General features: G+C 39.8%; 13 protein-coding genes. 5 read left to right on the forward strand and 8 right to left on the reverse strand.

Annotated features, from left to right (window positions below):
• The first annotated feature begins 10 nt into the window (after nt 1-10).
• On the forward strand, nt 11-2,338 hold the full coding sequence (locus GQR38_RS17365) for a Tex family protein (RefSeq protein WP_010554943.1): 2,328 nt from the start codon (nt 11-13) through the stop codon (nt 2,336-2,338).
• A 72-nt stretch (nt 2,339-2,410) separates the two neighbouring features.
• Here the strand turns inward: GQR38_RS17365 and GQR38_RS17370 are convergent, their stop codons facing one another.
• The 3 genes from GQR38_RS17370 to bioH all read right to left on the reverse strand — a co-directional run bounded on the left by GQR38_RS17370 (nt 2,411) and on the right by bioH (nt 4,406).
• The gene (locus GQR38_RS17370; protein WP_165722793.1) at nt 2,411-3,265 is read right to left on the reverse strand and encodes a putative metalloprotease CJM1_0395 family protein; all 855 of its coding nucleotides are present in this window, start codon (nt 3,263-3,265) and stop codon (nt 2,411-2,413) included.
• Between the two features lie 4 nt (nt 3,266-3,269).
• On the reverse strand, nt 3,270-3,578 hold the full coding sequence (locus tag GQR38_RS17375; RefSeq protein WP_007584971.1) for a hypothetical protein: 309 nt from the start codon (nt 3,576-3,578) through the stop codon (nt 3,270-3,272).
• Between the two features lie 90 nt (nt 3,579-3,668).
• Entirely contained in the window at nt 3,669-4,406 is a 738-nt protein-coding gene (gene bioH / locus GQR38_RS17380) for a pimeloyl-ACP methyl ester esterase BioH (protein ID WP_101163194.1), read from the reverse strand.
• 74 nt (nt 4,407-4,480) lie between these two features.
• On the opposite strand from bioH, the gene GQR38_RS17385 reads away from it, so the two are divergent.
• Nucleotides 4,481-5,158, forward strand: coding sequence for a phosphoribosyltransferase family protein (locus GQR38_RS17385; RefSeq protein WP_165722794.1), 678 nt, complete (start codon nt 4,481-4,483; stop codon nt 5,156-5,158).
• A gap of 223 nt (nt 5,159-5,381) precedes the next feature.
• Here GQR38_RS17385 and GQR38_RS17390 read toward each other — a convergent pair whose 3' ends face one another.
• On the reverse strand, nt 5,382-7,931 hold the full coding sequence (locus tag GQR38_RS17390; protein WP_165722795.1) for a M14 family zinc carboxypeptidase: 2,550 nt from the start codon (nt 7,929-7,931) through the stop codon (nt 5,382-5,384).
• A 146-nt stretch (nt 7,932-8,077) separates the two neighbouring features.
• Here GQR38_RS17390 and nfuA point away from each other — a divergent pair, with 146 nt between their 5' ends.
• Nucleotides 8,078-8,653, forward strand: coding sequence for a Fe-S biogenesis protein NfuA (gene nfuA, locus GQR38_RS17395; protein ID WP_007584966.1), 576 nt, complete (start codon nt 8,078-8,080; stop codon nt 8,651-8,653).
• Nucleotides 8,654-8,662: 9 nt separating this feature from the next.
• Nucleotides 8,663-8,932, forward strand: coding sequence for a hypothetical protein (locus GQR38_RS17400; protein ID WP_002959572.1), 270 nt, complete (start codon nt 8,663-8,665; stop codon nt 8,930-8,932).
• 14 nt (nt 8,933-8,946) lie between these two features.
• On the opposite strand, the gene GQR38_RS17405 is transcribed toward GQR38_RS17400, so the two are convergent.
• Nucleotides 8,947-10,218, reverse strand: coding sequence for an MATE family efflux transporter (locus GQR38_RS17405; protein WP_165722810.1), 1,272 nt, complete (start codon nt 10,216-10,218; stop codon nt 8,947-8,949).
• Nucleotides 10,219-10,260: 42 nt separating this feature from the next.
• On the opposite strand from GQR38_RS17405, the gene GQR38_RS17410 reads away from it, so the two are divergent.
• Entirely contained in the window at nt 10,261-11,298 is a 1,038-nt protein-coding gene (locus GQR38_RS17410) for a polysaccharide deacetylase family protein (protein WP_165722796.1), read from the forward strand.
• Here the strand turns inward: GQR38_RS17410 and GQR38_RS17415 are convergent.
• The 3 genes from GQR38_RS17415 to GQR38_RS17425 are packed head-to-tail and all read right to left on the reverse strand — an operon-like array spanning nt 11,288 to nt 13,759.
• The gene (locus GQR38_RS17415; RefSeq protein WP_007584963.1) at nt 11,288-12,319 is read right to left on the reverse strand and encodes a chemotaxis response regulator protein-glutamate methylesterase; all 1,032 of its coding nucleotides are present in this window, start codon (nt 12,317-12,319) and stop codon (nt 11,288-11,290) included. The two genes, GQR38_RS17410 and GQR38_RS17415, sit on opposite strands and share 11 nt — an antisense overlap.
• An 8-nt stretch (nt 12,320-12,327) precedes the next feature.
• Nucleotides 12,328-12,945: a chemoreceptor glutamine deamidase CheD gene (cheD, locus tag GQR38_RS17420; protein WP_007584962.1), complete on the reverse strand. Its 618-nt coding sequence runs from the start codon at nt 12,943-12,945 to the stop codon at nt 12,328-12,330.
• Nucleotides 12,929-13,759, reverse strand: a complete 831-nt coding sequence (locus tag GQR38_RS17425; protein WP_024591684.1) for a protein-glutamate O-methyltransferase CheR — start codon at nt 13,757-13,759, stop codon at nt 12,929-12,931. The genes cheD and GQR38_RS17425 overlap by 17 nt, the downstream gene beginning before the upstream one ends.
• Between the last annotated feature and the right edge of the window lie 24 nt (nt 13,760-13,783).

Consider the following 13,783-nt stretch of genomic DNA (forward strand, 5'->3'; position numbering starts at 1 on the left):
AGGTTTTTGCATGAGCGATATCTCTGCACGTTTAGCCGGTGAGTTAAACGCACAGCAGCAACAGGTTGTTGCAGCTACAAAATTACTTGATGAAGGCGCAACTGTTCCTTTTATTGCCCGCTACAGAAAAGAAGTTACCGGCGGCCTAGACGACACCCAATTACGCCTTTTAGAGCAGCGTTTATCGTATTTACGTGAACTAGAAGAGCGCCGTAGTTTTATTTTATCGACCATCGAATCGCAAAATAAATTAACGCCAGAGCTAAGTGCCGATATAACTAATGCACAAAGTAAAACTGAACTTGAAGATTTATACCTACCTTACAAAGCTAAGCGCCGTACTAAAGGCCAAATAGCAATTGAAGCAGGTTTAGAGCCACTTGCAGATGCACTATTTAAAGATGCTAACCTTGACCCAGAGCAACAAGCAGATCAATTTGTAAGTGCTGAAAAAGGCTTTGCAGATACAAAAGCTGTACTCGAAGGCGCTAAATTTATCTTGATGGAGCGCTTTGCTGAAGACGCAAAATTACTTGCTAAATTTAGAAGCCACATAAGCCAAAACGGCGCAATTGAAAGCACTGTAATTAAAGGCCAAGAGCAAGCGGGTGCAAAATACCGTGACTACTTTGAGCATCAAGAACTTCTCAAAAAAGTACCTTCTCACCGCGCGCTTGCTATGCTTAGAGCCCGAAATGAAGGTGTACTTCAGTTAAATGTTAATCCAGAGCCTAGCGCTGAAAATTCAGCGCAACTATGTGCCAACATGATTGCTGACCATTACCGTTTAGATATTAAATATAAAGCGGCAAGTCCTTGGTTATTAAACGTTGTGCAATGGGCGTGGAAAATTAAGTTAGGATTACACCTAGAGAATGAATTTTTTGCAGCAATGCGCGAAAAAGCAGAAGCTGGTGCAATCGACGTATTTGCTAAAAACTTAAAAGATTTATTAATGGCAGCACCTGCAGGCCCCCGTACTACTTTAGGTCTTGATCCAGGCCTTCGTACTGGCTGTAAGATTGCCGTTGTTGATAGCACAGGTAAATTACTAGCTACACAAACTATTTTCCCTCATGCACCACAAAATCATTGGGATAAATCAGTGCGTACGTTAGAGCAACTTTGTCGTCAGCATAAAGTTGAGCTAATTGCGATTGGTAACGGTACTGCATCACGCGAATCAGATAAGTTGGTTGCTGAGCTTATGAAAGCAAACAGCGAACTTAAGCTTAGTAAAATTATGGTTAGCGAAGCGGGTGCATCGGTTTACTCAGCTTCTGAATTTGCAGCTAATGAATTCCCAGATTTAGATGTTTCTATACGAGGGGCTGTCTCTATTGCGCGCCGCCTTCAAGATCCTCTTGCTGAACTTGTTAAAATTGAGCCAAAATCAATTGGTGTTGGCCAATACCAACACGATGTATCGCAAAGCCAATTAGGCCAAAGCCTTATTTCAGTAGTTGAAGACTGTGTAAACTCAGTAGGCGTAGATTTAAACATGGCATCGGTACCGCTACTTACACGCGTATCTGGTTTGAACAAAACATTAGCGCAAAATATCGTTAATTATCGCGATGCTAACGGCACATTTACTAAACGTAGTGAGCTTAAAAAGGTTGAGCGTTTAGGGCCAAAAGCATTTGAACAAGCGGCTGGTTTTTTACGTATTAACAATGGTAGCGATCCTCTAGATAACTCATCAGTTCACCCTGAAGCTTATCCTGTTGTTAAACGTATTTGTGAACGCAATAGCGTCGATGTCAGTAACCTAATTGGTAACAGCGACTTTTTAACTAAACTTGCTGCTAACGATTACACTGACGAAAAATTTGGCTTACCAACCGTTACCGACATTATTACTGAGCTTGATAAACCAGGTCGAGATCCTCGCCCTGAATTTAAAACAGCTGAGTTTAAAGCCGGTGTTGAAAAAATTAGTGACCTAAAACCAGGTATGATTTTAGAAGGCGTGGTTTCAAACGTTGCTAATTTTGGTGCGTTTGTTGATGTAGGTGTTCACCAAGATGGTTTAGTGCATATTTCAGCAATCACGAATAAATTTATATCAGATCCGCGTGAAGTTGTTAAAGCTGGTGATATTGTAAAGGTTAAAGTTGTTGAAGTAGACGCTGCACGTAAACGTATAAGCTTTACTATGCGCTTAGATGACGACATTGACACAAGTAATAAGTCAGCAGCGCCAGCTACGCAAAAGCCACAAACACGTGCTAATAATTCGCAACCTCGCGCTGCAAAGCCTAAACGTGACAATGGCAATGCGTTAATGGGTAATGCATTTGCCGATGCGTTCGCTAATGCTAAAGTGAAAAAATAATACTTGTACAGCTAAGCTAAAACGAAAAAAACCGCGTAAGCGGTTTTTTTGTGGTTACGTTTTACTAAATTATTAACTTAACGCTGAAAAACTACTTTGTCTCGCTGGCGATGTAGCCATTTGATAAAAGTTAGCAATACGCCCCGCCCGTGCCTCAACATCGGCATCACGTGTTTGCTCGTCACTTTTAGCTGTTTTTGTATCGCTGCTTTCATCGCTAGAGAATGACGCTTCAAGTTTACTTTTTGCGTCTTCGTCGTCTTCTTTTTCAGGTTGTGCAAGCTCAGCCTGAGCCGCTGCTAGCTTTTGCGTAGCATCTGCAGCAATAGAGCGATCAGCTCCCGAAGGCTCTGCAGGGGCTAATGCGGCAGCGCGTACCGTTTGCATTTTGTCTATAGTCGCTTGCGGGTCACCCGGAATTTCTGACACATCTATTTGTACTTCTCCGCCAACTGCGTAGTTAGTACCATCTGGGCCACGTTGATACTCATAGCTTGGCGAGCCAGCATGTTGCCCACCTACAGAAGCGTGCGCTTGCTCGTGTATTCGTACTTCAGTATCTCGTGCTTTTAGCTCTGTAATTTGTTGTTGTTCTTGTTCTAATTGCAGCTCTTCTTGCTCAGATTCTTTTTTCTCAATTGCTTCACTTTCTTCCTCAGAGCCCTCAGGGTTTTCTGAGTTTCCATCGCGCTGCTGAACTGACTTTTCGTCTGCTATTTTTCCCGTTGCGTTATACGTCGCACCATCGCTACTGCCTGGTAATTTTGCTTTTTCAGAATCACTTTGCGCTTTGGTTTCTGTATTGCTTGCGCTACTAGATGCGGGAGCAGGAATAACTTCGCGTAGTTGGTTGTCACGCCGTGCAGTTTCCGTATAAACATTTGCAGTGTTTATATTGATAGACGGAAATGGCGTGACAATATTCATAATACTAAACTTTAATATCGATTAACGTGCCAAGTACATCATCGGCCGTTTGAATTGATTGCGTATTTGCCTTGGCATTAAACTCTTCAACTTTTAAGTTAACAAGCGCTTCATCAACACGAGCTGGCTGTGCTACAGGTGCAGTAATAGCTTCTTCAGGGCGTGCTGCTGTAAGCTGACGTTGCTGCGCTAATTGTGCGTCATCTTGCTGTTCTATACTGGCACGGTTAATCTCAGCACTGGCCTTTTCAATACCTTGGCTAGCTCGATTAAACCCTTCTACACCACTATTAAATACAGATCCGATTGGCATATTAAAACCTCCACCAAATAAACATTGTTTAATTATCGCTCAGGTTCTGCTCAAAATAAAGCTTTAAACAGCGCTATTCTTAGCTCTATTTTAAAGCATTGATTTAACGACAGATAAAAACTCACTTTTATGAGAAATAAATGGCGCGTGCGACGCTTTATCTAGCACCTCGTATTCAAACTCAGTATTTAGTACTGACATTTCACTAATTGCTTTATAAGGCACTAAGGCATCAAGTCGGCCAAATACTCCTTTGATAGGTACTGGGCAATGAGCAAATAAATCACGTAAATCGTCGTTTTGTAAAATATCTAAACCAGCACTCAGGGCGTCGCTTTGTGGTGCGCTGTACTGATTTAGTAATTGTTTAAGCAGCTTTATATCATCACGCGCCGACTCGCTACCCATCGCTTGAATAGCTAAGAAGCGCTCTATTGTTTTTTCTCGATGATTAACTAACTGCTCTTTAAACTGCGCCAATACATTCGCTTTTATTCCGGGCCAATTATCTGCCTCCGCAAAAAAAGGAGTCGATGCAATTAAAATAACTTTTGATACTTTTTCAGGCCAATGCTTAGCAATATAAAGTGCAAATAATCCACCTAACGACCACCCCATTAAAATGGTCTTCGGCTTTAACTGCTTACTTAAAGTTTCTGCTGCATCATGCAAAGTATAAGGGCTTGGGCAAACATGGTTATTACCAAACCCAGGTAGGTCAAGGCTACGTACACTTCCTGAATATAAAAACTCAAGTTCTGGCTGTACTAACTGCCATACGCCCTGATTCATTCCCCAACCATGTAATAACACTAACTCATTTTGCATATTTGCCTAACCTTTACCAAACTTAGGCTCATCATAACGTTTAAAAAGGCGATTGCAATGCAAGGAGCGAGTCAGTGAAACAAGCCATTTTAAATTGGTTATTTCCCTCTTATTGCGTGCAATGTCAAAATACGATTACGATCTCTTTAGGGCTTTGTGATTATTGCCTTGAAGATTTACCATTGTTTGATTTTAGTAAGCATAAGAATTTACTGCATCGACCCGATATTGTTGAGATGTTTCCTAATTGCGAGTTTGATAAATTATTTGCCTGTGCTTTTTATCAACCTCCCTTTGAACATTGGCTTAAAAGGCTAAAATTTAATAATCAAATTCATTATAAAAAGGCACTGCAGCAAGTTATACAAAAACAATTAACGCAGTTTTTTGAGCAAAGCCCTACTTTGCCAGATACCTTTATTATTTTACCTCTTCATAAAAGCCGATTCATTACTCGCGGGTTTAATCAGGTAAGCCAAGTTTGGCAACCATGTTTAGCTAATTACGCATCAGTGAGTAACGTACTTATTCGCGATAAAAAAACACAAGCCCAGTCGGAGCTATCTAAAGCAAAGCGTATTAAAAACTTAAAAAATGCCTTTATTTGTACACAGGATATGGGCGGTAAAACAGTCGCTATTGTTGATGATGTGATGACGACAGGGGCAACATTAAACGCAGCTACTAGTGCACTAAAACAAGCAGGCGCTAAACAAGTGTGGGCTTTTACAACTTGCTTAACGCCTATTTAATTATTAAAAAGTATTATACCAATCCGCAATAATACTTAATCATTTTGCGGGGCTAAACGTGTCGCTACCTGTGTTAAAAAATTCTCATTTACGACTGCATGGATGCAGAAGGTAGAGCAATGCAGGAGCAATTGCCGAGAACAACTAAATAGCGAATTTTTTGCCTAGCTATCAACACGTTTTTCCATCCTCAAAATAGATCACTTAATTAAGCGAATTGGTATTATTCGCCATTTGCACGAAACGTATGGCCAAAAAATAAAGCGTTGCTTAGTAGTCGACTAGTCCCATACCAGTAACCTCTAAATACAGGGTCGTCGGTCATGCCTATCACTGTACCTCGTCCGTATGAGTGAGCAATTAAGCCTGCGCCGCCAGCAACTTGCTCAACATTAACGGCATCGGTAAAACCCGCTAACAATGGCTTTTTAGTATACGTAAGTACATTTACAAACGGTGCGTCTGACACTTCAAGTAGCCACGTGCTATTTTTAAATACGGGCAATGTATTACGCTTAAGTGAAAATGTAAGTGGGTGTGTTAAGTCTACATTCGTATTAAAAATGGCACCTGCAATGCGCTGACGCCCTGCTAAATGATCTTTATCACCATAACTTAAACCTGTTGTATTAAATGCACTCGCTACATCTTGTCGTGATAGGTAGCTTGCTTTAAGTAGTTGCTGATCAGCTAAAAATTTAGCACCACCTTTATGACCCCAAATAACGCCGCCTTTTCTTACCCAACTTTTAATTGCCACTTTGTCAGCGTCAGATAAGCTACTGTAATTGCCATGAGCAAGCACAATATGGCTGTAGTCACTTAACTCGAGTGAACTAAAGCGATTCATTTCAACAATTGTTGGCGCTACACCAACAAAGCGGTCTAGGTAATACCACACTTCGCCTACTTCGTACTGGCTTGCGCCTTGCCCGCCAATAAGCAGTACTTTTGGAGCACTAACAACCGCCATTGATCGCGACCCTAAATCGGCTCCTTTGCTTGTTAAGCCTGATGTAATAGGTTTGATTGCAATACCAAACTCATTTTGTGCTTTATTTAGCAAGGTAATCCAATCTGTATTTGTTTGTAGTCCAGCCGGTATAATAATACTTCCAGGTTTAAAATTAATTTCTCCTGATGTTGATTTAGCCGTTAACGCTTTTAGCGCTACACGTGCTTTTATACCTTGCTCTAATAAGCTGTTTAACATTTTAGGTGCTAAATAATCATCCCACGAAAAACCAAATGCATAACCCTCTGAGAGTGAAGCAAATGATGGAGTTGCTACTTTTTCCCACGCTTTATCAGCAACCTTTAATCCCCAGCTACTTTTAACTTTAGAAAATGGCAGATTAAACGCATGCGCTAATGTCCAACCAGATACATCGTAAAAAGTATTATCAGCAAAGTTTTTTTGCTCACTAAAAATCGCTTTTACCAAACGATATTGCGGTTGTGCTAATGGTACAAAGTAACTATGCGTACTGAAATTTTTACCATCAGCTTTTAATGATTTAGTAAGTGGGTAAGCGTTAATTTGATGCTGCTTTAACAATTCTAAAAAATGCTTAATACGGGTGTTGTCGCTTGCACCTTCAACAACATAACCTTCAAAGCTTTCATTGCTGGCTAAATCAGTAGCCTGATTATAAAATTTAGCTTGGTAATCCAATAACGCTTGGCGGTTATCAATTGCAGCCTTAAAGGTAGATAAACTCGTTAACAGTTGATTTTTAATAGTGAAAGGAAAGCTTAAAGGTCCATTTATGGTTTCTTGAATATGTCCGCGAGAACTTGCTTGTTCAAATAAAATGCCTATGCCGCCATTTACATCTGGGTAAGTTGAGCCTTTTCCATAGTAAAAATCGTCAAAGCTTTCTTCTGTAAAATAAAGTGCATTGTTTTCATCTAAGGTTTTTGCATGATAGTTAGCAATCGCTTTAGTTAACGTTACATTTTCATCAGGTGTTATTGGGTGTTTACGGCTTGGAATACCTGGTTGAAAAAAGTAACTGCTATTAGGCCCCATTTCATGAAAATCGGTTAAGACATTTGGTTTCCACTGATGAAATTTGGCAATACGCGCACGCGATTCAGGATGCTGTAGTAATAACCAGTCACGATTTAAATCAAACCAGTAATGATTGGTACGACTACTTGGCCAGTTTTCAACATGTTCACGGGTTTTAGGGTCACTTGATAAGTTCATGCCTCGGTTACTGTTTGCCCAATTAGCAAAACGAGCAAGCCCGTCAGGATTAAGTGAAGGATCGAGTAAAATAACCGTGTTATTTAATAGCTCATCTATTTCAGTACCTTGTGCAGCAGCTAAGTAATATGCCACCAGCAAAGATGAGTTACTACCTGATGACTCATTACCATGAACGCTATAACCCATCCATACAACGGCAGGGTCGTCTTGTGCTTTACTACTGTTATTACTTAAGCGTGCTAAGTGAGCTTGGCGTGTCTGCTCTATGCTTGATAACTTATCAGCTGCTGTAATTGTTAGCATGACAAGGGGGCGTTGTTCATGTGTGCGGCCAATCACTTCAAAATTTATACGGTCGCTTTTATCAGCAAGTATTTCCATATAACGTACGAGCTGATCGTGTCTCACGTGCCACTCTCCTACTTCGTAACCGAGTACTTGCTCAGGAGTAGGAATTGAAGGGTCAAATTTTACATCTTGTTCAAAATAATACGAAAGTGGCTTAGCTACACTTGAAAAGCTAAGCAACACCACCATTAATGTTAATACCAAACGCATATAAATCACTCAAAAAATGTTCGTTGTTTGCACGCTACCATTGCTTAAAATAGATGCCAACTTTTTACGCTCAACACTAGCCGCAACACGATGAGCGGAGTATGATACGCAGTATCCGAGTAATTTAGTCAAGTATAGATGGTTTTATGATTTCTATTTCCGAAACAGCGCAAGCGCATTTTGCTAAACTATTAGCAGATCAATCACAACAAACCAATATTCGTGTGTTTGTTGTAAACCCTGGTTCATCACAAGCGGAATGTGGTGTGTCTTATTGTCCAGAAGACGCTGTAGAAGCGAGCGATATTCGCCTAAACTTTAACGGTTTTGATGCCGTTGTAGATGCTGAAAGTGCTCCATTTTTAGAAGAAGCTGAAATCGATTTTGTTACCGACAAAATGGGTACTCAGTTAACGCTAAAAGCACCAAATGCAAAGGCGCGTAAAATAGGTAACGATGCATCGTTAAACGAACGTGTACAGCACATGCTAGAAACCGAAGTAAATCCACAACTTGCTAACCACGGTGGTCAAGTAAGCCTTGTTGAAATTACAGCAGCAGGTATAGCTATACTTCAGTTTGGTGGTGGTTGTAACGGTTGTTCTATGATCGATGTAACGCTAAAAGAAGGCATTGAAAAAGAAATGATAGCTAAGTTTGAAGAAATCACCGGTGTTGCTGATATAACAGAGCACGAAGCGGGCGATCACTCTTACTATTAGGCCTTCTAAATGCTAAAGCAGCTTATTTATCGCTTAGGGAGCAACCCTAAGCTGAGCTTAAAGCGCTTTTTTCGCGGCTTAGCACTGTTTGTGCTAGCCGTGATATTCATATCTATTGGGTATTACACTCACTACAGCTTACAAATAATTGGCGTTATAATTTTACTCCCCGCATTATTTTTTGCCGGTTGGGGCTACTGCGGTATTTTTGCTAATCGTTTTTCACAAGTTTTAAAAGATATGGGCCCTAAACACCACGACCCCGATCTCTGGAAATAAACCATTTATTTAGTTTAATCTAATAGCTGATTATTTATTTTTAAGTGGTGATATTTAATTATTAATGTAACCCCGCGCATTAACATAAAACAGCTCATAGCAAGCCATAACCCATTATTTTGCCAGTCTATAAACACCCAAAACACACCAAAAAAGCCAACTCCTGCTGAAAGTATCATACTGTTACGCATGTTCTTTGCTCGCGTAAGCCCTACAAAAACACCATCAAACAAAAAGCAACTCATAGCCAAAATAGGCAACACTATTAGCCATGGTAAATAGTGTGTTGCCTCTTGAATAACCTCTGGCACATTGGTTAAAAGCTTGATTATACCGCTGCCGAATAATGCAAAAAAAGCGCTATATAAGACGCCAAAAAGCATGCCCCAAAATACACTTATTTTAACCCAAAGCTCTATATTTTTAACGCTTCCTTGGCCTTTAGCTTGCCCTACTTTTGCCTCAGACGCGTAAGCAACGCCATCAAGAGCAAAACTCACCAACATTAGAAAGTTAAGTAAAACAGCATTAGCAGCTAATGTGGTTTCGCCTATACGCGCTGCGTAAAACGTCATAAAACTAAAGCATAATTGCAGTATTAAAGAGCGAATAAATATATCTCTATTCAAACTCAATAATTCAGCCATTTTGCTAATACTCAACCAATTCGGTACATTTAGATCAATGTCTTGTTTTTTAGCTAGTTTAACCACTAAAAACAGTGCAAATACTAAAGCCGTATAATCAGCAATAAGTGAAGCCCACGCAGCGCCTGCAACTGCCCAATCTAAATAAACAACAAAATAAATATCGAGTACTATATTAACGATATTAGTGACGAGTAATAAATAAAATGGGCCTCGACCATAATGTACACCAAGCATCCAACCCAGTAACACTAAATTACACAATGCTGCTGGAGCACTAAAAATACGAATGCTAAAATACTGATACGCTTGGATAAGTACATCGCTATTGGCGGCGGAGAGATAAGCAATAGCGTGCTTTATTAATGGGGATAACACAATTAATAGCACGGCCACTGCGCTTGCAAGCAATAGGCTTCGTTTAAGTAAAGCGGCAAGTTGGGTTAAATCGTTTTTTCCATATGCTTGTGCCACGAGTCCCGTGGTGCTCATTCTTAAAAAACCAGCAAGCCAAAATAAAATAGATATAACTGCAGAGCCAAGGGCAATACCCGCTAAGTAATGAGCGCTTCCTAAGTGCCCAATTACAGCAGTATCAACAATTCCTAACAACGGCACTGTGATATTTGATAGTATCATCGGACCCGCTAACAACAGCAAGCTTTTATGGTGTGCCTTATTATGTATAAGAAATTGTTTCATTTAGTATTATTTATCCTCATTAGTGTATCTGTGCGGGCTCAAGCAGCCGTTATTTTACAGTATCATCATGTTAGTGAAACCCTACCCGCTGTAACGAGCGTTAGCGCCAATACATTCACTAAACATTTGAGCTATTTAAAAGAGCACAACTTTAACGTTATTCCTCTTAATGACTTAATAAACGCACTTCAGCAAGGTGAAACCTTACCTGATAAAACTGTCGCCATCACCTTTGATGATGGTTATAACAATAACTATGAACAAGCCGCGCCTATTTTAGAAAAGTTTGGCTACCCGTACACTATCTTTGTAAATCCTAAATTAATAGACGAGAGCATGAGCTACGTAATGGGGTGGGATAAGCTCAAAGAATTATCTAAAAAAGGGGCATTAATAGCCAATCATAGCGGACAACATGATTACTTACACCTTAAGCTTGAAAACGAAACCGATGCACAATGGCAATCACGTATTAAGCAAGATATTATTAGCTCTCAAAAGCGTATAAAAGAAGAAATAGGCCACGACTATAAATACTTAGCATACCCGTATGGTGAGTTTAATAACGAGCTGCAAGCACTTGTGACAGAGCTTGGTTTTGTGGGTATTGGTCAGCACTCCGGCGCTGTAAATAAAGACTCTAATTTTAGCCGCTTACCGCGTTTTCCTGCATCAGGCTTTTACAGCAAACTAGAAACTCTTATTACTAAGCTTAACTCACGCGCGTTTAATATCACCAATTTAACTTATCAAGATAGCGTTACACAACAAAATCCACCCACGCTCACAATTGAATTTAAAATGGGTGACTTTCATAAAAGCCAATTTGCCTGTTACGTATCAAGCGTAGGCCAAGCAGATTTAAAATGGGTAAATAAAAATACAGTCGAAATAACCTCACTAAAGGTGCTTAATAAAGGGCGATCTCGTTTTAATTGTACGGCCCCTTCTATTTCTAACCCTGGTGATTATTTTTGGTTTTCGCAGCCTTGGGTAATTGAAGCGCCTAAACCTTAACTGCCTGATGTAATAGCCGCTGGGTTATTTTATCCAGCGCAACTATCTCGTCTGCTGCATTTAACTCAGCGGCAGCCTTAGGCATACCCCATACCACCGATGAGTACTCATCTTGAGCCAAGGTATACGCACCGTTTTGTTTTAGTGCAAGTAACCCTTTTGCGCCATCACTCCCCATCCCTGTTAGTATGGCTGCAACTACGTTTTTAGCTCCTGTCTCAACTAATGAGTTAAACAGCACATCTACCGCAGGTTTATGTCTGTTGACCGGCTCGCCATCATCAAGCTGGCAATACAAGCTAACACCTCGCTTTTTAATACTTAAATGAAAACCACCTGGTGCTATATAAGCCCAGCCAGTGCTAAGCTTATCGCCATGTTCAGCCTCTTTCACATTTATCGTGCATGTACGATTCATTCGCTCAGCAAATGAGGCGCTAAACACAGGAGGAATATGCTGAGTAATTACAATGGGCGGGCAATTTTGTGGCATTTTAATAAGTACTTCTTTGATAGCCTCAGTACCCCCCGTGGAAGCACCTATCGCAATTACTTTATTAAGTAAAAATTGAGAATGGGTATTAATAGGCTCATTTGTGACGACCGTTTTTTTATAGCTTCTTACTCTTGCTCCAGCAGCTATTCGCACCTTTTGTTGAACAAGTGATGCATATTGGCTCAATTGCTCTCTTACGTTATTAGTAGGCTTAGCTATAAAATCAACAGCCCCTAATTCGAGTGCCTCGAGTGTAATAGGAGAGCCTTTTTGGGTCAGTGTTGAAATCATCACTACTGGCATTGGTCTTAATCGCATTAAGTTTTTTAAAAAACTAATGCCATCCATTTTTGGCATTTCTACGTCGAGCGTTAATACATCAGGATTTAACTTTTTTATCATTTCGCGAGCTTCGTAGGGATCCTCAGCGCTCCCCACTACCGTAATATCTTTAGCTTGCTGTAATATTTCAGTGAGTAAACGCCTAATTAAGGGGGAGTCGTCAATTATTAATACTTTAATCATGCATACTCCTAAAACAGCTCTATATCAGTTACTACTTCTTGCTTTTTAAGGTTTTGTAAGTAACGGACTTCGCGTTTTTCAATCGTATTATTATGTAGGTTTTTAAGTTTTTTCATATGAACTTTACCGGTGTTCGGATGAAAAAATATTTTTCGTGGCCATGGTCCACCCATATCGTGGGCAACTAGGTTTAATGCCTCTTCTTTAATATACGCCGCTGCAAAACTAATATTACCCAGCCCTATATCAGTCATCGCACTAATAATTTTACCCCCACCAAAAAGTTTTACTTTTAGGTTACGGCGAGATGCACCATTTTTTAAAACTTCGTTTATAAGATACTCCATAGCCCAATTGCCATACCGACAACTTAAACTATGCGCATTCTTAAGTTCTACTCCCTTTTGAATTGGTAACATAAAGTGATTCATGCCCCCAATCCCTAGTACTTCATCGTAAACACAAGCCGCAATACACGAACCCAGAACTGTAGAGATCAGCTCATTATTTTTAGAAACATAAAACTCACCCGGAAGCACTTTAGCAACAACGCTACCTCGGCCCGAGTCCCAATATCGTTTAATATGTTCAAAGTTAGGTAATACCGGCCTAAACTCTGCGTGCATTTTGTCCCTTTTGGTACATAGTTTTCCCTAAATTTTTAAATTGCGTATGCTCTTTTCCCATACTTTCTGAGTGACCTAAAAACAAATAACCTTGTTCATTTAATATATTGGCGTAACGTTTAAAAAGCTGATCTTTTGTTTCTTTATCAAAGTAAATAACAACATTACGACATAAAATAAGATCAAATGATCCTTTCATTGGCCAATCTTGCAATAAGTTTAAACGCTTGAATGAAATAGACTCTTTTAGCCTATCTTTAACTTTATAGTTTTCACCGTCTTTACTTTTTAAAAACCAACGCTTAAGTTGCACGTCATCTAAGCCGTTAACATTCGCTGCGGTGTAAATACCCTTTTGTGCTTTTGCCAATACATTAGAATCTAAATCGGTTGCTAGTATTTTTACATCCCAATTGCTCGGAAATGCATTATTTAAAGTCATCGCCAAACTGTAGGGTTCTTCTCCTGTTGAGCAACCTGCAGACCAGATTCTTACTCGCTTACTATTTTTATTTGCCTTTAAGAGAGCTGGTACAAGCTCAGATTTTATAAATTCAAAGTGGTGTATTTCACGAAAAAAAGACGTTAAGTTAGTTGTTATTGCATTAATAAAGGCATCAAACTCCTGATCTTTATGGCTATTTAAATACTCTAAATAGGCTTTAAAGTCAGTTAGTTTTCGCTCTCTAATACGTCTTGCTAAGCGTGAATAAACCATCTCTCGCTTATGCTCACCTAATACAATTCCACATGCGCTATAAACTAAACTGGCAATTTCTTTAAAGTCGCGGTCGGTACACAAAAACTCTTTCATTATTCGCTCTCAATTTAGCCTGCC

The sequence above is a fragment of the Pseudoalteromonas sp. c7(2019) genome, assembly GCF_011378625.1.
GTDB lineage: Bacteria > Pseudomonadota > Gammaproteobacteria > Enterobacterales > Alteromonadaceae > Pseudoalteromonas > Pseudoalteromonas arctica.

Bases quoted from the DNA above. Each gene is read 5' to 3' on its own strand.
- bioH (WP_101163194.1), bottom strand. From the start codon at position 4,406: ATGCAAAATGAGTTAGTGTTATTACATGGTTGGGGAATGAATCAGGGC.
- GQR38_RS17375 (WP_007584971.1), bottom strand. From the start codon at position 3,578: ATGCCAATCGGATCTGTATTTAATAGTGGTGTAGAAGGGTTTAATCGA.
- GQR38_RS17425 (WP_024591684.1), bottom strand. From the start codon at position 13,759: ATGAAAGAGTTTTTGTGTACCGACCGCGACTTTAAAGAAATTGCCAGT.
- GQR38_RS17365 (WP_010554943.1), top strand. From the start codon at position 11: ATGAGCGATATCTCTGCACGTTTAGCCGGTGAGTTAAACGCACAGCAG.
- GQR38_RS17415 (WP_007584963.1), bottom strand. From the start codon at position 12,319: ATGATTAAAGTATTAATAATTGACGACTCCCCCTTAATTAGGCGTTTA.
- GQR38_RS17400 (WP_002959572.1), top strand. From the start codon at position 8,663: ATGCTAAAGCAGCTTATTTATCGCTTAGGGAGCAACCCTAAGCTGAGC.
- nfuA (WP_007584966.1), top strand. From the start codon at position 8,078: ATGATTTCTATTTCCGAAACAGCGCAAGCGCATTTTGCTAAACTATTA.
- GQR38_RS17370 (WP_165722793.1), bottom strand. From the start codon at position 3,265: ATGAATATTGTCACGCCATTTCCGTCTATCAATATAAACACTGCAAAT.
- GQR38_RS17410 (WP_165722796.1), top strand. From the start codon at position 10,261: ATGTATAAGAAATTGTTTCATTTAGTATTATTTATCCTCATTAGTGTA.
- cheD (WP_007584962.1), bottom strand. From the start codon at position 12,945: ATGCACGCAGAGTTTAGGCCGGTATTACCTAACTTTGAACATATTAAA.
- GQR38_RS17405 (WP_165722810.1), bottom strand. From the start codon at position 10,218: ATGATACTATCAAATATCACAGTGCCGTTGTTAGGAATTGTTGATACT.
- GQR38_RS17390 (WP_165722795.1), bottom strand. From the start codon at position 7,931: ATGCGTTTGGTATTAACATTAATGGTGGTGTTGCTTAGCTTTTCAAGT.